Origin of the sequence: Bacillus cereus group sp. N6 (assembly GCF_016483705.1) — a bacterium.
GTDB classification, from domain to species: Bacteria; Bacillota; Bacilli; order Bacillales; family Bacillaceae_G; genus Bacillus_A; species Bacillus_A wiedmannii.
The window spans coordinates 1-20,716 of record NZ_JAEHBI010000043.1 but is presented as its reverse complement, the minus strand read 5'-3'; the positions used below and the strand labels follow the sequence as shown (position 1 = coordinate 20,716).

Below are 20,716 nucleotides of genomic sequence, written 5' to 3'. Positions count from 1 at the left end.
GTTTCCAAGGAAACTAAATCACAAGGAGGTTAACATAATGAAAAAATCCAAACTACATTTCATTTTATACGTTGTCTGTATGAGTGCCTTACTCGGTTCCTTCGCTCAAAATATTTACACACCTATCTTGCCTATGATTCAAGCTTCTTTTCACACTTCTCTTTATCTAGTAAATTTAACAGTTTCACTATTCACATTCGTTCTTGCAATTATGCAGCTCATATATGGACCTTTAATTGATACAAAAGGGAGAAAATCTATCCTTATCCCTAGTTTAATCATTAGTACAATTGGTTCAATCGGATGTGCTTTTTCGGCGAACGTTTATTTATTTCTATTTTTTAGAGCTGTTCAAGCAATAGGAATAGCGGCTATACCTGTAGTTGCAGCAACGATTATCGGTGATTTATTTGAAGGAAAAGAACGCGGAGAGGCGATGAGCCTGTATCAAATGTTACTTGCTCTCGCACCTGCAATTGGCCCTCTTATAGGTGGTTATCTCGGCAGTATAAATGGCCATTTATACGTATTTTTGTTTTTATCTACACTTGGCATTCTCTTATTAATTATAAACATTTCACTACTTCCAGAAACAAAACCCACTGTAATTAAGCAACCGCAAGCAAAAAAGAATTACTGGTTTATCTTAAAAAATAAAACTGGATTTTCTATTACTCTTATTGGCTTTATTCAATTTTGTATTTACTTTTGCTTCCTCATTTTTTTACCGAGCATTTTAACAAATTTATTTCACTTAACTGCAAGTGAAATTGGTCTTATATTTGTACCGATGTCCCTTTCTATTATGTTAGGAAGTTATTGCTACAAGCTTTTGCAAAAACGCCTCACAACAAAGCAAGCTTTATTCATCACTAGTTTCTTCAATATTATATGTGTCACTTTATTCTCTTTCACATATAACATCAATATCTCATTCATCATTATCGTTACATCTTTATACGGTTTTAGTATGGGACTTTCTATGCCAACTCACACTACTTTATTAACAGAAGAATTCGTACAAGAACGCGCAACTGCTATCGGTATGTACAACTTTATTCGCTATCTCGGTATGGGAACAGGACCACTTGTAGGTGGATTTCTTTTATTTAATCAAAATTACTTTTGGATTTTCTTCATAGGTGCAATTATGTTTCTACTCATAATCTTATATGCGATGAAACTGCTACGCTTCCCTGCCACACAAAAAGCAAAATAGAGACCTACAAATGGTCTCTATTCTAAACTCTTTGATCCGCAACAATATGAATATCAATATACTTCGTTTGCCTCATAATTTCATTTACAATTGAACCTTTTCGAATTTCTTCCCATCTTGTTCTTGCTGATTGTCCGAGTAAAATTTGCGTTACTTGTAGCCTTTTCGCGACTTCAATAATAACATCCGCTGGCTTTCTTCCTTTTGCCTCTTCTAAAACAAAACTCGCATCAAATTGATTCGTTAGCAACTTCCACTCTTCAATCGTTTGCTTTTTCCCTGCTGAAAGGGACTCTATATTTTCCCTTTCAACATTTAATACATACAATTCAGCATTTAACCGATCCGCCATGCGCCAACCTCTTCGTATTAACTTCTCTGCTGTTGAACTGTATTGTACACAAACGAGAATTTTTTCTTTCACACCAATCGGTTCTATAACGGTTTGGCTAATTTTCTCGTCCATATCATCGGCAACTTCCCGAAGTGATAATTCTCTTAGTGCCCCTAAATTATTAAGCGTGAAGAAATTTTGTAAGCTTTGCTCTATTTTTTCTTCCTTATATATCTTCCCGTCTATTAATCTCTTCCTTAATACTTCTGGGGTTGCATCAACGAGCTGAATTTCATTTGCTTTTTGTAAAATAAAATCTGGAATACGTTCTCGCACTTTAACATTCGTAATTTGAGCTACAATGTCATGTACGCTTTCTAAATGTTGAATATTAAACGCTGATAATACGGATATACCAGCGTCTAGCAATTCCTGTACATCCATATAACGTTTCTTATTTTTAGATCCAGGAATATTACTATGCGCAAGTTCATCCACAACAACTACTTGTGGTGCACGTTTTATAATTCCTTCTACATCGAGTTCATAAAACACTTTCTCTTTATAATCTATTTCTTTTAAAGGAACCTTTTCTAAATCAGCAATTGCGTCTTCTGTCTCTTTTCTTCCATGCGTTTCAATTAAACCAATTACAATATCCATACCGTCCTTTTTCATCTCTCTAGCATCAAGTAGCATTTTATAACTTTTCCCTACTCCTGGAGCCGCTCCTACGTATAGCTTTAACTTCCCGCGGTTTTGCTGACGAATATATTCTAAATACTCTTCTGGTGTTCGCCTTTGAAACGTTGGTTTATAGTCATCCGCATACAACACACTCACAACCTTTCTTTCGAAACAACACTACCTCAATCCGTTAGATTGAGGTAGCACTGTTACTATTTCAGTAGTTTCTGCAATTCTAAATTTAACTTTAAAACGTTTACGCGGTTCTCTCCAAATAAGCCAAGTGCAGCACCTTCTGTTTGATTTTTAATCAACTGATTTAGCTTTTCTTTCGGAATATTCGTTAATTTAGAGATACGATCCACCTGCACAGAAGCTGCCTGCGGACTAATATCAGGATCTAGCCCTGAACCTGAATTCGTCACTAGATCAATCGGCACTTCTGTTACCGGAACAGCCCGATTTTGTTTCTTCCACTCTTCAATACTTTTCTCTACTCGTTTCTCTAAATCTGGATTAGACGGTGCATAGTTATTTGAACCAGATGCTTCTGCCTTATATTCAATACTAGAAACACGCCCATGAAAATAACGTGGATCTGTGAAATTTTGACCGATTAATTTAGAACCAATCACTTCATTTTTATCATTATATATTAGACTTCCATCCGCATTATCCTTCATTACCGCTTGTGCAATACCAGTTACAATAAGCGGGTATACAAGGCCGCACAACACTAAAAATGTAAAAGTAATACGGACAATCGGTGATAGTATACTTTGTTTCTTCACCATCTTTTTCCCCTCTCCCTTATATGAACAAGCCGACAATTATATCAATTACTTTAATTCCAATGAACGGTACAATAACCCCGCCAAGTCCATAAATAAGTAGGTTTCGGCTAAGTAGTGCATTCGAACTCATCGGTTTATATGCGATACCTTTCATCGCTAATGGAATGAGTAATGGAATAATAACTGCATTAAATATTAATGCTGATAAAATCGCTGACAGTGGTGATGTTAGTTTCATAATGTTTAATGCTTCCATTTGCGGAATCGCAAGTGTAAACATTGCTGGAATGATTGCAAAATATTTTGCGATATCATTCGCAATACTAAACGTCGTTAACGCACCACGCGTCATTAACAATTGCTTACCAATCCCTACAACCTCAATAATTTTTGTCGGGTTCGAATCTAAATCAATCATATTCGCTGCTTCTTTCGCAGCTGTCGTACCACTATTCATCGCTAATCCAACGTCAGCCTGCGCTAATGCCGGCGCATCATTTGTACCATCACCCGTCATCGCTACAAGTTTCCCTTTATCTTGCTCTGCTTTAATAACCGCAATTTTATCTTCTGGCTTACACTCAGCAACAAACTCATCTACCCCTGCTTCTTTTGCAATCGTTGCTGCTGTTAACGGGTTATCACCTGTACACATAACCGTCTTAATCCCCATTTGGCGCAATTGCTCAAAACGCTCACGCATACCTGGCTTTACTGTATCCTTTAAATAAATTAAACCGTAAATACGATTATCCACTGCAACTACAAGTGGTGTCCCGCCCTCTTTGGAAATGGAATCTGCTTTTTGATTTACATCTTTCGGAATCGTTCCACCTTGTGACCTAACCCATTCAATTACGCTACCTACAGCACCTTTTCTCACTTTCGTTCCGTCCTGTAAATCGACACCACTCATTCTCGTTTCTGCTTTAAACGGAACAAACTCACCTTGTTCTGCAATTTCTCGATTATATGATATAGATTTCATTTTTACATATTCTATAACTGATCGACCTTCTGGTGTTTCATCTAAAACTGAACTAATCGCAGCCCATTTTCCTACTTGCTCAATCGTTTCATTTCCTACAGGAAGCAATGTATGAGCCATTCGGTTCCCGAAAGTAATCGTACCTGTTTTATCTAAAATGATTGTATTAATATCACCCGCAGCTTCTACTGCTTTACCCGACATCGCTAACACATTGAACTTTGTCACGCGATCCATCCCGGCAATACCAATTGCTGATAATAAACCACCAATTGTCGTTGGAATTAAACAAACTAACAACGCTACAAGTACAGCTGTATCAATTTGAAACCCTAAATAGTTTGTAAAAATCGGCAACGTCACAACAACAATTAAGAAAATAAGCGTTAAACTTGTTAATACTGTATTTAAAGCAATCTCATTCGGCGTTTTTTGACGAGCAGCTCCTTCTACTAACGAAATCATTTTATCAATAAATGATTCACCAGGATTACTCGTAATGACAATTGTAATCTCATCACTGACGACCATCGTCCCGCCTGTTACGGAACAAAAATCGCCGCCCGCTTCTTTTATTACAGGAGCTGATTCCCCTGTAATCGCAGATTCATCAACAGACGCTAATCCTTTAATTACTTCCCCATCACTCGGAATCATTTCTCCTTGTTTTACAATAACAACATCATCTTTTCTTAGATCAGTTGCTGAAACTTGAACAATGTCTCCATTTTCTTTTACAACATTTGCAAACACATCTTTCTTCGACTGTTTTAAAGAATCGGCTTGAGCTTTCCCCCGTCCTTCCGCTAACGCTTCTGCAAAGTTAGCAAATAAAACTGTAAATAATAGAATGAGAGAAACTGTTATATTAAACCATCCTGGTACACTACTAGAACGACTTGGAAGAAACGATAAAATGAACGTAATGATAAATCCAATTTCTACAACAAACATAATCGGATTCTTTATCATGACTTTCGGATTCAATTTCGCAAAGGATTGTTTCATCGCATGTTTCACGATATCACGATCCATCGTTTTCGCTTGTCTAACTTCATCTTCTACAGCATGTATTTGTGACTCATTTACTCTCTTTTCTTTTACTACTACCGGTCTCATCATTTACCCTCCATTACTTCAATGTAAGAAATTCTGCAATTGGGCCGAGTACTAACATCGGGAAGAATGTTAATGCACCGACAATTACAATTGTTCCGATGAAAATGCCGCCAAATAAACTATTATCCGTACGGAACGTTCCGACTGTTTCTGGTACTACCGTCTTTTCTTTCAATGAAGCTGCAACAGCTAGCATCGTAATTAAACTGAAATAGCGCCCTAAAAACATAACTAAGCCAGTTGTAATATTCCAAAACGGTGTATTATCCGCTAACCCTTCAAATCCAGATCCGTTATTCGCAGCTGACGATGTGTATTCATATACCACTTGCGTTAAACCGTGGAAACCAGAATGAGAAATGGCATCCGTTCCTAAACTTGTTGAAAGAGCTAATGCTGAAAACCCTAAAATAAGCAGTGGATGAAATAGTATCGTTACCGCAATTAATTTCATTTCCTTACCTTCAATTTTCTTACCTAAAAACTCTGGTGTCCGTCCAACCATCAATCCAGATATAAAGACTGCGATAATCGCATACATAATAATGTTCACAAAACCTGCCCCAACGCCGCCGTACACTGTGTTTAACATCATATTTACGAGTGGTACTAACCCGCCAATTGGTGTTAACGTATCATGCATCGTATTAACGGCTCCTGTTTCAGCAGCTGTCGTCACTGTTGCGTATAGGGAAGAAAATACTGTTCCAAATCGTACTTCTTTTCCTTCTGTACTCCCTTGTACATGTTCGATGCCCATTCCATTTAACGCTGGATTCCCATGTAATTCAGATGTAGTAATCGTTATAAATCCTAGTAAAAACACCATGAATAGTGATACGAAAAGGATACGACCTTGTTTTTTATTTCCTACCATTCGTCCGTACGTAAATGGAAGTGCTGTTGGCAATAACATCATAAGCATCATTTGTAAAATATTACTCATTTGCCCTGGATTTTCGAAAGGATGTGTAGAGTTTGCTCCGAAAAATCCACCGCCGTTATTTCCGAGTTCCTTAATGGACACGAATGATGCAACAGGCCCACGTAATATACTTTGCTTTGCCCCATCAATTGTTTGTGCTGTAACTGCCCCGTCTAACGTTTGTGGTACACCAAGTGCGACAAAGATTAGCGCTGCAACAAACGCAATAGGAAGAAATACTCTCGTTAAAGCTCTCGTAAAATCAACGAAAAAGTTACCGAGTTCCTTCCCAGCAAGCCCTCTTATAAACGCCATTACAAGTGCTAAAGTCGTTGCTGGTGCTGCAAACATTAAAAATGTAATTCCGATTAATTGTGATAAATAAGATAAACCATTTTCACCGCTATAATGCTGTAAGTTTGTATCAGCCATAAAACTAATTGCTGTATTAAAAGCAAGCGTAGGCTCCATCCCTTCAATATGCGCTGGATTTAATGGCAATACTCCTTGTAGTCTGAAAATGAAATATACGACAACAATCATAAATCCATTTAATAAAACTAATGACAATGCGTACTGTTTCCACGTTTGATTGTATTCTTTTACACCCGTAATTTTAAAAATAAGTTTTTCAAAAGGCCCGAATACTTTATCTAACTTTTTACTACCTTGAAAGGCTTTCTCTAAATAAATCCCCATTGGCTTTGCCACAAGAATAAACAACAGCATTGTAATAACAACTGCGACCCAAATCATAATGAATGATTCCCCCTAATTAAAACTTTTCTGGATTTAATAATGCATACACTAAGTACACAGTAATTGCTGCAACAATAACCGATAAGGCAACCGTCATGATTGCTTCCCTTCTTTCACAACTTTATCTGACCAACTTGCAAGACTTACCATCGATGCGACTAACACAACAAAAATCCCGATCATTACAACATCTAACATAGCTACCCCTCTCCCTGCTGTAAAAATTTACCATTAAATTATTAAAAAAAGAACACTAAGCTCTACTTAGTGTTCGAAATGAACAACACAAAGTAAACCTCCTCTCTAAACGCTTACGAGGTTAGCTGTCGGATTCGGGCCTAAAGAGTAGCCCTACTTTCAAAACTGAAAGATTCACCCCAAGTGACGATGCACAAAATTGGTTCCCCCGCTCCATTTCTGGAACTCAGCGATTTTAGGTTTTTTTGGAAATTTTACGAATGATTTATGAGAGTAAATATACTCCTCTATATTTAACTTGTAAAGAGTCAAATTACTTAAAATAAGAAAATATCCATCTATTTAAACGCTTACATTGAGTGTTATTAATATTATTTCATCTGTTTTCTCGCCTTTTCTTTCTTTTTCACAGAAATGATCTTTTAAATACGAAACAAAAAGAGCGAATGACATGAAGTGCATAGCTTGTTGCACTTAGCATTCGCTCTTTTTTTTCACTATTTATTCTCCACGCAAAAACGCGCGCAAATTTCTCCCACGAATATAAACTTGTGACAATTCTGCATGTAGCTGCTCATATTCGATAACATCTGTTTTTAAATATAAAGCATCTTTCGATGGCAATATGATATAGGGCCTCGGAAAAATGGGATCAAGCACCACCAATTCTTGAACTCGTTCTACTGATACCGCCCAACGATTCGCTATATCTCCTAGTAACAACACCTTCATCTTTTTCCCCCGCCCTATTCAAAAAATAAAAAAGAAATATTATCACAATTCGTAAACACGACAAATGTAGCTCCAATTGTTTCATAGAGCCTCGTTGGATATCGTTTATTCTTTGTAACAACAGTAATAGGTGCTTGAAAAGAAAAGCGAATGTGTTCTGTGAAGAAACTAATGATTGGAAGCTCATCCCCTAGTAAAATCACCTTCTTAATACACTCACAAATACTAGTAAAATCTTGTGCCTTACTACAGCTATAAGTCCAATCAAACCCACAATTCCTAACTTCAGCAGCTATCTCTTCATTTGCTGTAAAAATAATTAACTCATGTTGAAATGCTACTAAATCTCTTAAACTATTTACCTTGCTTTCTTCCCCAACACAAATAAGTGTTAATTCCATATACCTCATCCTCCTTAGCATAAAAGAACTCAAACATAGATTGATATTCCCCTATACTAATCAGATCGATGAAGTGATGTATCCATCATGGCACCGTCCTCTCTCAAGACGCTTACGAAGTTAGCTGTCGGATTCGGACTTTGAGAGTAGCCCTACTTTCAAAACTGAAAGATTCACCCCTAGTGACACTGCACAAATTGGCTCCTCCGCTCCATATAATTGGACTCAGCGTATTACAAAAAATATATTCTGGCTGATATATTACTCCTGTATTTTGAAAAAGTAAACAGAAAAAAAGCCAGTTACAAAACTGACTTTCCACTTACTTATACACGCGTTTTATTCACTTTATATGCAAAATGATTCGTCGGTCCATGACCACTTCCAATATGCAGCGGCTCTTCAATTGCTATACTAATAAATTGTTTTGCTTCTTGAACTGCCTCTTCAATTGAGTATCCTTTAGCAAGCCCTGCTGTAACCGCTGAAGCAAATGTACACCCGCTTCCATGCGTTTGCTTTGAAGGAATTCTTTCACTTTTAAATTCGATAAACTGCTCACCATTAAAGAGTAAATCAACTACTTCATTACCTTGATACTCTGCATGTCCGCCCTTCATAAGCACATATTTTGCACCCAATTCATGCAGTACTTTCGCAGCTTCCTTACTATCTTCAATATTATGAATCTCCATTCCAGTTAACACTTCTGCTTCAGGAACATTCGGTGTTACAACAGTTGCTACTGGTAATAAATATTCTTTTAATGCTTGTACTGCTTCTTGTTGTAATAATGATGCACCGCCCTTAGCAATCATAACAGGATCTAGTACAATATTATTCCAGCCAAATTTATTAATATGTTCTGCTACAATTTGAATAATTTCACTGCTAAATAACATTCCTAGTTTCACAGCATCTGGTGTTAAATCCGTACCAATTGAATTCAACTGTTCCGTAATACCTTCTAACGAAACTGGATATACCCCTTGAACGCCAAGCGTGTTTTGAGCAGTAATTGCCGTAATAGCCGTCATCCCATACACACCAAGCTCTTGGAATGTTTTTAAATCTGCTTGAATGCCGGCACCGCCACCACTATCAGATCCTGCAATTGTTAAAGCTTTATTTACTTTCATCCCACTCATCCTTTTCTATCCAAAATAGCGATGATAAATTGTTTTTGCTTCGCTTATATCTTTCGTTCCATGTACAAGTACACGACCATCTTTAAAAGCAACTAATCTCTTTTCTTCCACAGAAAATGATAATAAATATGGATTTACATTTAAATCATGCACACGATCATTCAGCAGCTCTTTGTATCGTTCAAAATCCATTTCCTCTTTATGAGGTGGTCTAATTTGAACTGTATTTCTCCCGCATAAAACTGCTGTTTTCGATGTGTTTTCTTTATTTAAATACGGGTATATCGCATTCTCTCCGCACGAAAGACAATTATGCTTACGAAGCTTTTGCACATTCATACATGAATATTCATTCTTCCACACATCAAACGACACAAGTCCATCTCGAAGTGATTCATAATCTTCCACTAACAATTTAAGAGCTTCCGTTACTTGATGAGAAACGACGAGAGATACAGCAGGTGATATAATGCCCGCTGTATCACATGTCGCCCCGCCAAGCGGAATCGATTGTAATAAACAAGATAAACATGGCGTTTTACTAGGAAGAATTGTGTAAGAAAGGCCGTAACTCCCTACACATGCTCCGTAAATCCATGGAATAGAATGTTTTTGCGCTATATCATTCACAATAAAACGTGTTTCGAAATTATCAGTTGCATCAATCATTACATCTACGTTTGTAACAAGCTCTTCTAATTCCTCAGCTGTTACATCTTGAACGAGAGCCTCTACTCTTACTTCACGATTGATCTCTGCTAGACGTTTTTTTGCCGCTACAGCCTTCGGAAGATTATTTTCTACATCACTCTCTGCGTACAATTGTTGCCTTTGTAAATTACTCCAATCGACATAATCTCGGTCAACAATCGTTACTGTGCCAACACCTGCTCTTACAAACATCTCTGCATTTGCACTACCTAATGCACCTGCACCGATAATGAGTACATGCTTTTCTCTTATCTTTCGTTGCCCCTCTTCTCCAATTGGAGAAAATAATTCTTGGCGAGAATATCGATTATTCAACTACGCTCATTCCTTCTAAAGGACTACTTGCTGTTGCACAACGTTTACGTGCAATACGACCTGCTTCAAATCCTAATCGTCCTGCTTCAATACTTAACTTCATTGCTTGTGCCATTTTTATTGGATCTTTTGCTCCCGATACAGCAGTATTTAATAACACACCATCCGCTCCTAATTCCATCGCAAATGCCGCATCGGCTGGGCTACCAATACCAGCGTCAACGATAACTGGTACTGTCGCTTGTTCAATAATGAAGCTTAAATTTAACGGATTTACAATACCAAGTCCTGAACCAATTGGTGATGCTCCTGGCATAATTGCATGCACACCTAGTTCTTGTAATTTACGTGCTAATACAACATCATCAGATGTATACGGAAGAACGATAAATCCTTCTTCTAGTAACATTTCAGATGCCTTTAACGTTTCTACTGGATCAGGTAATAACGTTCTATCATCACCAATAACTTCCACTTTAATCATATCGCAAAGCCCCGAAGCTTTTGCTAGTTTTGCAATACGAACAGCTTCTTCAGCATTTTTTGCTCCAGCTGTATTCGGTAATAACTTATATTTTTTCACATCAAGTTTCTCTAATAAATTAGGCTGCTTTGCATCAAATATATCCATACGACGTACTGCGAACGTTAAAACCTCAGCCTCAGATACATCGATTGCCTTTTGCTGTACATCAAAATCAGGGAATTTTCCTGTTCCTAATAAAAGTCTAGAATGAAATGAAAATGGTCCAATGTTTAACATAATCAACCGCCTCCTACGAAAGTTACAATCTCAATTTGGTCTCCATCAAAAACAGATGTATCTGCATGATCATCTTTTTGTAAAATATCTTTATTACGCTCTACTACTACAATTCTGTTATCTAATTCTAAATGTGTAAGTAGCTCAGCTACTGTTTTTACACTCTCTGGCACTTTCATTTGATTACCATTAATTTTTAAATTCAAACTTCCATCCCCTTTCTAAACCGGTTTAGAAAGCAATGAATCTAGCAAATGATTCTCCTGCTTTCCTTCTATTAAATCAGCTATATACTGACCAGAAACCGGGCTTAATAAAATGCCATTTCGATAATGTCCAGTACAAGCATATAAACCTTTTATTTCTTCATGCTCTCCCATATAAGGAGCTTCGTGATTTGATTGTGGCCTTAATCCTGCCCATGTGCTTTCCCACTCTGCTTCTTTTAAAGCTGGCAATATTGTATAAGCACGCTCTAATATAGAAGTAATACTTTCTGGTTGCACTGTTTTATTAAACGTATGAGGCTTCATCGTTGCTCCAATTACGTAACGTCCACCACGCTTTGGGGCAATGTAAAATCTTTCTTGGAAAATAGGCGCCTTTAAAAGTGGTTTTCTACTTCTTACCGCTACTACTTCTCCTTTAACTGGATATGTACCCCATTCGCGGTGAAAATAACCTAGTAACTTCGTGCTCCATGAACCACCCGCAATCACAACCTTCTCGCACGCGATAATACCTTCGCTTGTAACAATCCCAGTCACTTTATTATTTTCAATACGAATATCGAACACTTCTGTCTGTTCATATATATCAGCACCCGAGAATGATGCGGAATGTGCGAATGCTTTCGTAAGCTCCGGTGCAATAACATGACCGTCTTTTGGATAATATACAGCACCTATAATTGACTCCGATAGAAACGACTCTTTCTCTCGTAAAAGGTCTCCCGTTAGAAAATAAGAATCTTCACCTGTTTTCTGCTGCCAATCCATAATGTGAAGAATTCTTTCCTTCTCATCTTCATTTTGGGCAATGCGATAAATGCCTTTCTCTTCATACCCAATATCGATGCCTGTTTTTTCACGTAAAACTGCTGCAAGTTGTGGAAATATAGCACGGCTTTCTCTAGCAAGTTCAAATAACGGGTCATATGCATCCCATTCTGCCTGAACCCCGAGTAAACCAGCAGCTGCTTTCGAAGCTTCAGATGCGATTCTTTGCTTCTCTATAATCGCTACTTTATGCCCTCTTTCTGCTAGAAAGTGTGCAACTGAACTACCAATTACACCACCGCCAATTATTGCTACATCATACTTCTTACACATGTTTTTCCGCCCACTTTCTTATTGATTCCTTATAAGATTTCGCTTTGCTATACGGGTTACTACTACTTATAATCCCAGACATAACAGCAATACCACTGACACCGTTAGCAAGAACATCCCTAGTGTTTTCCGTGGTGATTCCTCCAATTGCTGTAATCGGTATGGATAAACACTTTGCAATGTCTGAAAGCTCTTCAAGCCCTCTCGCTGGTACACCTTTTTTACAATCTGTCGGAAATACATGACCATAGACGAGTGAATCCGCTCCATTCTTAAATGCATCGATCGCCTCTTCTAAAGAATGTACAGAATAGCCGACATGCAAATAAGAAAACTTTTCTTTCACTGACCTTACATTTGCGCTTCGATATCCGAGCTGCACGCGTGGAATGTTTAATAAAATAGCGATATCAATTCGATCATTTATCACTATTTTTGATGCCGGAAAGCCTTTCTTCAAAAGACTTTCCACACCTTCATACAAATCCTTCGTACTTTTCTCACGCTCACGAATATGCAAATAGTCAACCTCACTTTCAATTTGCATCGCTACATTCACTAACTCTTCGAATGACATGTGACCATTTGAGATTACATGAAGCTCATTTTTCATATTCATTCGCCTACTTTAAAATATTTTCGAATAACTCATCGGCCGGAACGATTTTTTTCGTCATTCCTTTATCTTTCAGCCATTTATTTTGTTTCTCCCATGACTCTTTTGAATCCGATAAGAATGGCTCATCTTTCGTTTCCATCTTCTCTAATAAAATTTTCATGCTCTCTTTTTCAACTTCTGGTACAAGCGGGAAGTTTTCTTTTTCTTGATGGTTTAATAAAATATTTAATGCTTCATCTGGATTTTTCTTCATGAAATCATAGCCTTTTTTCGTACCACGTAAGAAGGCTTGTAACGCTTCTTTATCTTTTTTCAACGTTTTATCACCTGTTACAAATACAAGCTCATGGTAATTCGGTACACCGTAATCTGCTGGGTTAAAGTACGCTGGTTCATGACCTTCATGACGCATAACAGGTACTTCATGGTTAATGTATGCCCCTGTTACCGCATCCACTTTTTTCGTAATTAATGCCGGTACTAAATCAAAGCCAACATCGACTACTTTCACTGTATCTGGATTACCACCAGCTTCTTTTACCATCGTTTTTAAATACATCTCACTTAAAGGTGTTCCAGAATAGCCAACTGTTTTCCCCTCTAAATCTTTTGGCGATTGAATGCCTGCTGATTTCAGCGATACAACATGATTTAATGGTGAACGTACGACAGCTCCAATTGATTTCACTGGAATTTGTTCATTTGCTTTTGCCATGACAACATCTGGCTGATAATATAAGCCAACCGTTACTTTTCCTGCAGCTGCTAAAGTTAATGGATCAGTCGGATTAGAAGGGAATTTTATATTCACCTTTACTCCTTCTTCTTTAAAATAGCCTTTTTCAATTGCTGCATAAATAAAGCTATGTACCGCATTTGGGTACCAATCAAGCATGACCGTTATTTCTTTTTCCTTTTTCCCCTTATCTGACGCTGAATTACTAGAACATCCAGTAATCATTGCAACTAATAATGTCAACACAAAGATGCGTTTTAAAAATTTCATGCATGCTTCCTCCAACTAATAAATTTCTTTTCTAAAATCGAAATAAGTATGACGAAGAAAATAGCTAATAATGATAACAATACAATGGGTGCAAATACACCTGCGCCGTCTAACTGCGTCATCATTCTTTTACTGAAATACCCTAGCCCAGCTTGTGCACCGAGCCATTCACCAATTGCTGCCCCAATTACACTAAGCGGAACTGCAATTTTTAAAGCTGAGAAAAAATAAGGAAGAGCAGACGGCAATTTTAATTTAAGAAAAACATCTTTTTTCGTTGCCCCATACGTAACTAATAGCTCCTCCCATTCTTTTTTCGTACTGCGTAGTCCATCATACGTATTGACCGCAATTGGGAAAAACGTAATTAAAACAGTAACAACAACCTTACTCCAAATCGTATATCCAAACCATAAAACGAAGAGCGGAGCAAGCGCTGTAATCGGAATCGTTTGTGAGGCAACTAATAGTGGATAAAATGCTCTCTCCATCCAATTACTCGCATTCATTAACATCGCTAGCCCTACCCCAAGTACGATAGAAATAGCCACCCCTATTAAAACGACGGATAAGGTTGCCGGCAAATGAACCGTAAATAATATATCTTTTAGTTTCCATATCTTCATCACAATTGCAGACGGTGACGGTAAAATGTACATTTCGTCTATGATTCTTGCGCCTACTTCCCAAAAGGCAAGTAAAATACTAGTAAGTGTAAGGGCAGGTAATAGCTCCTTCAACCGGTTCATCATACGAGTACCTGCCTTTGTAACATACTAAGAAGCTCATCTTTAAGCGCTAACACTTCAGGCTTATATAAATCTTTTCTTGTTCGATTACGATCAAGTGGTACAACCCTCTCGGTTAAAGTAGTTATCGGTTGCTGCTCTACTACTAAAATTCGATTAGAAAGAAACAACGCTTCTTCCACATCATGAGTGATAAATAAAATTGTTTTTTCCCACTCTTTCCATTGTTCAAACAACCATTCTTGCAAAGATGCCTTCGTTAAAGCGTCCAACGCGCTAAACGGTTCATCTAACAACAATATCTCCCCGCCTGTTAATAAAGTTCGAATGAAAGATACGCGTTGCCTCATACCACCAGATAAATCTTTCGGATATTTTGTCTCATACCCTTGTAAACCAAATTTATGTAACAGTTCCTTTGCCTTTATTTGCGCTTCTTTCTTCTGTACACCTTGGCACTCTAGCGGCAGGGCAGCATTCTCAATAATCGTTCTCCATGGCAGGAGCATATCTTTTTGGGGCATATAGCCTACAGGATGGCTCTTTGTTTCTGTCAGCTCTATCTGTCCAGTACTCACCTCTTCTAAACCTGTAATAAGGCGAAATAAAGTACTTTTCCCGCATCCACTCGGTCCGATAATACTTACAAACTCTTTATCTTGTATAGAAGCATTTAATTCATTGATGATTGTTTTCTCATCATAATGAAAAGAAACATTATGAAACTGTAGTATGTTCTTGCTCCTCAAATCCCCACATCTCCTTACGATAGGACATATCCCAGAATAAATATTCAAATCGACTGGAATATAGGAATATCTCCTCTAATCGATCTAACTCTTTGTCAGACTTTCCAACTGCCATTTCATTTAATAAATCTATTAACCAAATACAAAGGCTACCGTATTCTTCTGAACTATATCCTTGAATCCACTCACCAAAGAACTCATGATCTCTTGCTCCAGGAATATCGTTTAAACGCTTTCCAATTTCCCAGTAACTCCACATACATGGAAGAAGTGCTGCTATTAATTCCGCAAGTGTGCCATTTTGAGATACAGACATCATGTAATTTGTATAGGCTAAATTTTTAGCAGATGGTTTTGCAGATTCTATCTCCTCTATAGAAATACCAAGTCTTTTTGCATATTGTTTATGGATCGTCATTTCTCCATTTAATATGCCATCAATTTGTTCAGCAAATTTCCCCATTACTTGTGGATTCGTTGCTTTTACAACACCAATCGCATATAGCTTTGCATAATCTAACAAATATAAATAATCTTGAATAATATAATACTGAAACTTATCTTTTTCTAACGTGCCATCTCCCATACCTACTACAAACGGGTGATTATGACTCATCTCCCAAACTGGTTGTACAGTTTCTAATAATCTATCGCAAAATTTCATTTCTCTATCCCCTTTCAATTTATATATCTAAATAAAAAACCACTTCTAAATAAGAAGTGGTTACAGCAAATAAAATTATAATTTATTCGTTGTTCCACTTCCCTTCGCTAGTATTACCTAGATCAGGTCTGTAAGGGTTAAGGATTATTCCTCTCTCAGCACAACAAGCACCCCTAGTGGTTTCAATATGAAATTTTCAAACAAAAAAGCCCCGTTTCTATACGCAAAGAAACGGGGACTCATTATTAGTGTCCGAATTGCTTCCCTACGCTAGCATAATCTAGATCAGGTAATGAAAAGGATCAAAGGCTTACGGCCTACTCTCAGCTGGCAACACCAGCTCTCCTAGCAAACTATGAAATTAACACTGTCAGTATAACATCGTAATAAGACATCATCAACTGTTTTAATTTTCCCAATTGTCAACAAAATAACAAAACTATATAATACTTATATTCTATCTTAGAAATTATTATCCTAATTAATTGGATAAAAAGGAATCATTATCCTCAAAAAATTTATTTTTATATTGATTTCATATTACATTTATGTGAATACACCCACTATATTATATCTTTATACTATAATAAAATTACAACTATACAACTAGAGGAGGTCTCTATTATATGAATATGAAAGCTACTGCTTTAACAGCAACTACTGTCGCAATTGCCTCTTTACTTCCTTCTATGGGAGAAACAAATGTACAAACAGCCAACGCTGAACAATTATCTAATGTGAAAACTGGATATGTCAAAGTCGATCAAGTAGCCTTACATACAAAAGATAACGCAAATAGCTCATCAATTGATACAATTCGCTTTAATACGAAGGTAAACATACTTGAAACAACTAATGGCTGGTATAAAGTATCTGTTAATAATAAAGTAGGTTACGTACAAAAAGATGCTATTCTACTAAAAAACAAACTTCAATCTAATAATCAATACATCGTTAATGCCAATGCATTAAACGTTCGTTCTGAACCTAATTTAGAATCTTCAATTTTAGATGTATTACCAAATGGGAAATTCGTTACCATTCAAGAAGAACAAGGCGAGTGGTATAAAATTTTACATAATGGCAAAACAGGTTACGTACAAAAAGCATTCGTATCTAATGGTTCACAGCCTTTAGTAAAAGGCATCACAGTTCAAACTAATACGAAATACACAGTTGCAACACCTAAACTTAATGTACGTGGCAACGCTAGTACAAGTGGTGCACTACTTGGTTCATTACAAAATGGTACACAAATACAAGTAGTGGAAACTGTAGGAACTTGGTATAAAATTCGTTTTGGCACAGGATACGGATACGTGGCAAAACATTATGTGGTGCAAAATCAAATGCAATCACAAGCTCAAACGGCTCAACCTACTTCCATTCCAGCAGTTTTCAAATTCCCTACTCAAGGAAGAATTAGCTCAACCTTTGATATACGTTGGGAACAAATGCATTATGGTATAGATATTGCGGCTCAAGGTAATGTCTCAATCCAGGCGGCAGCTGCAGGTAAAGTTGTGAAATCATATTATTCAGCTAGCTATGGCAATGTTGTGTTCATCGCCCATCAAATAAACGGGAAATTATATACAACAGTCTATGCACACATGAAAGATCGCACTGTACAAGCTGGTGATCAAGTACAAGCTGGACAATTAGTAGGTCATATGGGAAACACAGGTCATTCATACGGGCAACATCTTCATTTTGAATTACACAATGGAGAATGGAATTTTGAAAAAACAAATGCAGTAAACCCACTGCCATATTTAGTTAGGTAAATTGTATGCAACGCAATATCAATATACCTCTCTTAATTGAATACTTCGCCTTTTTAGGTTTAATCTGTTGTTTAATCATTTACAATACAAACACTGTATTTTTATCTATTATCATTGCTTTTGTTACTTTAGAAATTATGATGGAATCCTTTCAAGTACAACTAAAACAAAAAATTGCTCATATATATAATGCCATCTTTCTATTAAGTGCCCTAATAACAAATATTATTAGTAATGGTTTTTATTTATCTACCGTATTTCCTGTATTCTTTATGGCTGTTTTATTATTCATAGCTAGATACATTCATGTCCCTAATACCAAAAAACACGAACAAGAAGCTTAGAAAGAGGAGACACTGTGTACCGATCTTTCAAAGATAATCCGATAAAATATATATTGAATTTATACACAAAAATAAATACTTTTTTTGGTATACAAGGAAGTAATACGGCACAATTTCTCCTTTATGGAATGTTATTTCTCGTCTTAATTGCGTTCTCCTTGCTTTACTAATAAAAAAAGGATCTCACATAAACTTGAGATCCTTTTTAATTTATATAGAAAATGCTCTTTATCCGCAAGCATATTTTTCATAAATAAAGCTAAGATTATATTTTTTCTCTAAGCTCATTCTTTGTTCATCATCACACCAATAGAACAGAATATCATGAATTGTTGCATAACGCTTATTTTTAAGAAATAGTTTAAAGAATGATGGTAAACAATCATGTAATTGTATAAATATATAATTGCGTAATATTTCTTCTTTATATTCAATGCCCTTACAAATATACAATAATTCTTCACAATAATACGCATGTTGTGGAACTTGAATCATTTCGAAAAATGGCACATATGATAATAGTTTTCCGATGAAATGATCATATCGATCCATTATTCCTATCGTCATGTGCTCCATCATATCTTTCATTACATATAAATAATCATCTACATGAGTAGTCTTGAGTGGGTCTAATCGATCTGAAATTTGAGAAAGTACAGCTCTTTGACAAGCTAACACCGCTTGACTAGGTCCATAGTATGATAGGAAGTCTGTACACTTACGATATTTTCGTAATAAGTCATGTGTATATAAGTCATATACAAAAGTATTACAATACATTGCTAGACTCATCATATCACTATTTAATTGCTCTTTTGATAGAGATTTAGCTCTCTTACACATATAAAAGAATGTAAATTCTAATACTTCTTTATGGGATAATAAATGTTTACAGTCCGTTATACATTTCTCATTAAATTTAACTCTATCCCAAATTGCTACATCCTCATCAGTTAATTCACCAATACGATATTTAATAATTAAATAGTTTAAAGCAACCGCTTGTGTCAAAAGATCCCACGTTTCATATTCCAATGAAGTGTGAACAAACTCAGCTAGGCCTTGAGTTACCATAAAAGTATTTGCTTCTTCATACCAGCCAATCTCTTGGCATAAACGAAGAATACGTAATAAAGTTGGAATTTCATCTTTATGAAACTGTGGTAAATTTTTTGCTTTATCCATTCCATATACGATAAATGCCGCTAAATTTTCTTCTTTATAAAATTCTTTTTCTTTCCACACTAATATAGTTCTTTCTTTCCCTTCACCTTTCGGATGACAAGGTACAAGTAAAGAAAATAATTCAGCGAAATTATTTGGTTCTATATATGTATCTGTAACCAAATTCCAATTTGGATCGCGCTGTATAGCCCTCATATAATTCCCCTTCCCTTTTGTCTACATAGGAAATATTAATCCATTATTACATCATTAACAATAAATATTGTTATATTCGAAATCTATCATAATACTTATATCTATCAGTATATCATTTTTTCTCTTATTTAAAATTAGGAATGACAAATTTAAATAAACTGTTGAAATTACTAACTGTATACTTATTATATAATGGCTCAGATACATCATGCTAACATATTAGCTTAACCCTATATACTAGAATAATGTATCTGATTTTTATACGTAACTTATTCCACTAATTAAAGTCTCACTTCATTCCGTATGCTCTGATATTTCACTTAAAGCAAATCCCGCTTGATCATCTGCCGATTCTTTTATAGCTAAATCTCCTAGTGCTAACATCCCAACGAGTTGACCACTCTCAACTACTGGCAATCGTCTAATTTGATACTGTGCCATTAACTCTGTAGCCTTTTCAATAGGTTCATCTGGAGAAACTGAAACAATGTTTGTTGTCATTACATTTGTAATTTTATTAGATCCAGGATGTTTCTCAGCAATCCCTCGAACAACTAAATCTCGATCCGTAACAAGACCAACAACTTGCTCATTTTCAACAACCGGAATCAATCCAATCGATTCTTCTTTCATCTTTACAGCAGCCTCATATACATTGTCTAGCGGTGTACAATGTACAACATCAGTACTCATAAAGTCTCTCACTCGTGTCATTTTTGTCTCCTCCTTTTTATACATACCATAGCTTTTCCTAAATCCCTTTATTTATTTCAGGAAAATCAGTTGATAAAGGAGGATTCCACAAAATAAAAAAAGAGTCAGCATATTGCTGACTCTTTTTTTTATGACCCGTACGGGATTCGAACCCGTGTTACCGCCGTGAAAGGGCGGTGTCTTAACCACTTGACCAACGGGCCATGGCTCCGCAGGTAGGACTCGAACCTACGACCGATCGGTTAACAGCCGATAGCTCTACCACTGAGCTACTGCGGAA

Annotated in this window: 23 protein-coding genes, 2 tRNA genes and 4 riboswitches; of the genes, 3 read left to right on the top strand and 22 right to left on the bottom strand. The window is 36.5% G+C overall.

From position 1 onward, the window contains the following. The first annotated feature begins 37 nt into the window (after positions 1–37). On the top strand, positions 38–1,219 hold the full coding sequence (locus JDS99_RS23555; protein WP_088061990.1) for an MFS transporter: 1,182 nt from the start codon (positions 38–40) through the stop codon (positions 1,217–1,219). A 22-nt stretch (positions 1,220–1,241) separates the two neighbouring features. Here the strand turns inward: JDS99_RS23555 and kdpDN are convergent, their stop codons facing one another. The 18 genes from kdpDN to tenA form a co-directional block, all read right to left on the bottom strand. Beyond that, positions 1,242–2,396, bottom strand: coding sequence for a KdpD-like non-kinase potassium sensor (gene kdpDN / locus JDS99_RS23550; protein ID WP_088061988.1), 1,155 nt, complete (start codon positions 2,394–2,396; stop codon positions 1,242–1,244). 56 nt (positions 2,397–2,452) lie between these two features. Further along, the gene (gene kdpC, locus JDS99_RS23545; protein WP_088608406.1) at positions 2,453–3,034 is read right to left on the bottom strand and encodes a K(+)-transporting ATPase subunit C; all 582 of its coding nucleotides are present in this window, start codon (positions 3,032–3,034) and stop codon (positions 2,453–2,455) included. 16 nt (positions 3,035–3,050) lie between these two features. Then, positions 3,051–5,141, bottom strand: coding sequence for a potassium-transporting ATPase subunit KdpB (gene kdpB / locus JDS99_RS23540; RefSeq protein WP_141555594.1), 2,091 nt, complete (start codon positions 5,139–5,141; stop codon positions 3,051–3,053). Between the two features lie 13 nt (positions 5,142–5,154). After that, positions 5,155–6,822 carry a potassium-transporting ATPase subunit KdpA gene (gene kdpA, locus JDS99_RS23535; RefSeq protein WP_088061982.1) on the bottom strand — a complete coding sequence of 556 codons (1,668 nt, stop codon included), beginning with the start codon at positions 6,820–6,822 and terminating at the stop codon, positions 5,155–5,157. Positions 6,823–6,841: 19 nt separating this feature from the next. Further along, positions 6,842–6,922 carry a K(+)-transporting ATPase subunit F gene (kdpF, locus tag JDS99_RS23530; RefSeq protein ID WP_000214976.1) on the bottom strand — a complete coding sequence of 27 codons (81 nt, stop codon included), beginning with the start codon at positions 6,920–6,922 and terminating at the stop codon, positions 6,842–6,844. Then, positions 6,919–7,023 carry a SipW-dependent-type signal peptide-containing protein gene (locus JDS99_RS23525; protein ID WP_000887892.1) on the bottom strand — a complete coding sequence of 35 codons (105 nt, stop codon included), beginning with the start codon at positions 7,021–7,023 and terminating at the stop codon, positions 6,919–6,921. Before JDS99_RS23525 ends, kdpF begins: the two co-directional genes overlap by 4 nt. Positions 7,024–7,119: 96 nt before the next feature. Further along, a riboswitch (cyclic di-AMP (ydaO/yuaA leader) is annotated at positions 7,120–7,265 on the bottom strand. Positions 7,266–7,524: 259 nt separating this feature from the next. Then, entirely contained in the window at positions 7,525–7,755 is a 231-nt protein-coding gene (locus JDS99_RS23520) for a hypothetical protein (RefSeq protein ID WP_000866315.1), read from the bottom strand. Between the two features lie 14 nt (positions 7,756–7,769). Beyond that, complete coding sequence (locus JDS99_RS23515) at positions 7,770–8,156, bottom strand: hypothetical protein (RefSeq protein ID WP_000424084.1); 387 nt, start codon at positions 8,154–8,156, stop codon at positions 7,770–7,772. A 93-nt stretch (positions 8,157–8,249) separates the two neighbouring features. Next, positions 8,250–8,397, bottom strand: a riboswitch (cyclic di-AMP (ydaO/yuaA leader). A gap of 85 nt (positions 8,398–8,482) precedes the next feature. Further along, a complete protein-coding gene (gene thiD / locus JDS99_RS23510; RefSeq protein WP_002006945.1) occupies positions 8,483–9,304 on the bottom strand; it encodes a bifunctional hydroxymethylpyrimidine kinase/phosphomethylpyrimidine kinase in 822 nt (273 codons plus the stop codon). A gap of 6 nt (positions 9,305–9,310) precedes the next feature. Continuing rightward, complete coding sequence (gene thiF, locus JDS99_RS23505; RefSeq protein ID WP_001065458.1) at positions 9,311–10,330, bottom strand: thiazole biosynthesis adenylyltransferase ThiF; 1,020 nt, start codon at positions 10,328–10,330, stop codon at positions 9,311–9,313. After that, positions 10,323–11,093, bottom strand: coding sequence for a thiazole synthase (gene thiG / locus JDS99_RS23500; RefSeq protein WP_000931990.1), 771 nt, complete (start codon positions 11,091–11,093; stop codon positions 10,323–10,325). Before thiG ends, thiF begins: the two co-directional genes overlap by 8 nt. 2 nt (positions 11,094–11,095) lie before the next feature. Beyond that, positions 11,096–11,299, bottom strand: coding sequence for a sulfur carrier protein ThiS (gene thiS / locus JDS99_RS23495; RefSeq protein ID WP_001049513.1), 204 nt, complete (start codon positions 11,297–11,299; stop codon positions 11,096–11,098). 15 nt (positions 11,300–11,314) lie between these two features. Continuing rightward, complete coding sequence (thiO, locus tag JDS99_RS23490; protein ID WP_000335169.1) at positions 11,315–12,424, bottom strand: glycine oxidase ThiO; 1,110 nt, start codon at positions 12,422–12,424, stop codon at positions 11,315–11,317. Further along, entirely contained in the window at positions 12,417–13,037 is a 621-nt protein-coding gene (tenI, locus tag JDS99_RS23485; RefSeq protein WP_000787186.1) for a thiazole tautomerase TenI, read from the bottom strand. The genes thiO and tenI overlap by 8 nt, the downstream gene beginning before the upstream one ends. Before the next feature lie 10 nt (positions 13,038–13,047). Beyond that, complete coding sequence (locus tag JDS99_RS23480) at positions 13,048–14,049, bottom strand: ABC transporter substrate-binding protein (RefSeq protein WP_088608404.1); 1,002 nt, start codon at positions 14,047–14,049, stop codon at positions 13,048–13,050. Next, positions 14,046–14,798 carry an ABC transporter permease gene (locus JDS99_RS23475; protein WP_199695813.1) on the bottom strand — a complete coding sequence of 251 codons (753 nt, stop codon included), beginning with the start codon at positions 14,796–14,798 and terminating at the stop codon, positions 14,046–14,048. Before JDS99_RS23475 ends, JDS99_RS23480 begins: the two co-directional genes overlap by 4 nt. Continuing rightward, complete coding sequence (locus JDS99_RS23470; RefSeq protein ID WP_088061965.1) at positions 14,798–15,547, bottom strand: ABC transporter ATP-binding protein; 750 nt, start codon at positions 15,545–15,547, stop codon at positions 14,798–14,800. Before JDS99_RS23470 ends, JDS99_RS23475 begins: the two co-directional genes overlap by 1 nt. Then, a complete protein-coding gene (gene tenA / locus JDS99_RS23465) occupies positions 15,516–16,211 on the bottom strand; it encodes a thiaminase II (protein WP_000666832.1) in 696 nt (231 codons plus the stop codon). The genes JDS99_RS23470 and tenA overlap by 32 nt, the downstream gene beginning before the upstream one ends. An 82-nt stretch (positions 16,212–16,293) precedes the next feature. Further along, positions 16,294–16,396: riboswitch (TPP riboswitch) on the bottom strand. A 60-nt stretch (positions 16,397–16,456) separates the two neighbouring features. Next, positions 16,457–16,568: riboswitch (TPP riboswitch) on the bottom strand. 269 nt (positions 16,569–16,837) lie between these two features. On the opposite strand from tenA, the gene JDS99_RS23460 reads away from it, so the two are divergent. Continuing rightward, positions 16,838–17,998, top strand: a complete 1,161-nt coding sequence (locus tag JDS99_RS23460; RefSeq protein WP_088061963.1) for an SH3 domain-containing protein — start codon at positions 16,838–16,840, stop codon at positions 17,996–17,998. A gap of 5 nt (positions 17,999–18,003) precedes the next feature. Then, positions 18,004–18,342, top strand: coding sequence for a hypothetical protein (locus JDS99_RS23455; RefSeq protein WP_088061961.1), 339 nt, complete (start codon positions 18,004–18,006; stop codon positions 18,340–18,342). 228 nt (positions 18,343–18,570) lie between these two features. Here JDS99_RS23455 and JDS99_RS23450 read toward each other — a convergent pair whose 3' ends face one another. The 4 genes from JDS99_RS23450 to JDS99_RS23435 all read right to left on the bottom strand — a co-directional run bounded on the left by JDS99_RS23450 (position 18,571) and on the right by JDS99_RS23435 (position 20,715). After that, a complete protein-coding gene (locus JDS99_RS23450; RefSeq protein WP_088061960.1) occupies positions 18,571–19,722 on the bottom strand; it encodes a DUF3965 domain-containing protein in 1,152 nt (383 codons plus the stop codon). Positions 19,723–20,016: 294 nt separating this feature from the next. Continuing rightward, complete coding sequence (locus tag JDS99_RS23445) at positions 20,017–20,436, bottom strand: CBS domain-containing protein (protein WP_087985846.1); 420 nt, start codon at positions 20,434–20,436, stop codon at positions 20,017–20,019. 131 nt (positions 20,437–20,567) lie between these two features. Further along, positions 20,568–20,639: transfer RNA gene (locus JDS99_RS23440), tRNA-Glu, on the bottom strand. Between the two features lies 1 nt (position 20,640). After that, positions 20,641–20,715: transfer RNA gene (locus tag JDS99_RS23435), tRNA-Asn, on the bottom strand. Position 20,716: the final 1 nt, after the last annotated feature.

Bases quoted from the DNA above. Each gene is read 5' to 3' on its own strand.
- tenA (WP_000666832.1), bottom strand. From the start codon at position 16,211: ATGAAATTTTGCGATAGATTATTAGAAACTGTACAACCAGTTTGGGAG.
- JDS99_RS23555 (WP_088061990.1), top strand. From the start codon at position 38: ATGAAAAAATCCAAACTACATTTCATTTTATACGTTGTCTGTATGAGT.
- kdpB (WP_141555594.1), bottom strand. From the start codon at position 5,141: ATGAGACCGGTAGTAGTAAAAGAAAAGAGAGTAAATGAGTCACAAATA.
- JDS99_RS23480 (WP_088608404.1), bottom strand. From the start codon at position 14,049: ATGAAATTTTTAAAACGCATCTTTGTGTTGACATTATTAGTTGCAATG.
- JDS99_RS23460 (WP_088061963.1), top strand. From the start codon at position 16,838: ATGAATATGAAAGCTACTGCTTTAACAGCAACTACTGTCGCAATTGCC.
- JDS99_RS23455 (WP_088061961.1), top strand. From the start codon at position 18,004: ATGCAACGCAATATCAATATACCTCTCTTAATTGAATACTTCGCCTTT.
- kdpF (WP_000214976.1), bottom strand. From the start codon at position 6,922: ATGACGGTTGCCTTATCGGTTATTGTTGCAGCAATTACTGTGTACTTA.
- JDS99_RS23520 (WP_000866315.1), bottom strand. From the start codon at position 7,755: ATGAAGGTGTTGTTACTAGGAGATATAGCGAATCGTTGGGCGGTATCA.
- thiO (WP_000335169.1), bottom strand. From the start codon at position 12,424: ATGTGTAAGAAGTATGATGTAGCAATAATTGGCGGTGGTGTAATTGGT.
- kdpA (WP_088061982.1), bottom strand. From the start codon at position 6,822: ATGATTTGGGTCGCAGTTGTTATTACAATGCTGTTGTTTATTCTTGTG.
- JDS99_RS23525 (WP_000887892.1), bottom strand. From the start codon at position 7,023: ATGTTAGATGTTGTAATGATCGGGATTTTTGTTGTGTTAGTCGCATCG.
- thiD (WP_002006945.1), bottom strand. From the start codon at position 9,304: ATGAGTGGGATGAAAGTAAATAAAGCTTTAACAATTGCAGGATCTGAT.
- kdpC (WP_088608406.1), bottom strand. From the start codon at position 3,034: ATGGTGAAGAAACAAAGTATACTATCACCGATTGTCCGTATTACTTTT.
- JDS99_RS23515 (WP_000424084.1), bottom strand. From the start codon at position 8,156: ATGGAATTAACACTTATTTGTGTTGGGGAAGAAAGCAAGGTAAATAGT.
- JDS99_RS23450 (WP_088061960.1), bottom strand. From the start codon at position 19,722: ATGAGGGCTATACAGCGCGATCCAAATTGGAATTTGGTTACAGATACA.
- tenI (WP_000787186.1), bottom strand. From the start codon at position 13,037: ATGAAAAATGAGCTTCATGTAATCTCAAATGGTCACATGTCATTCGAA.
- JDS99_RS23445 (WP_087985846.1), bottom strand. From the start codon at position 20,436: ATGACACGAGTGAGAGACTTTATGAGTACTGATGTTGTACATTGTACA.
- JDS99_RS23475 (WP_199695813.1), bottom strand. From the start codon at position 14,798: ATGAACCGGTTGAAGGAGCTATTACCTGCCCTTACACTTACTAGTATT.
- thiG (WP_000931990.1), bottom strand. From the start codon at position 11,093: ATGTTAAACATTGGACCATTTTCATTTCATTCTAGACTTTTATTAGGA.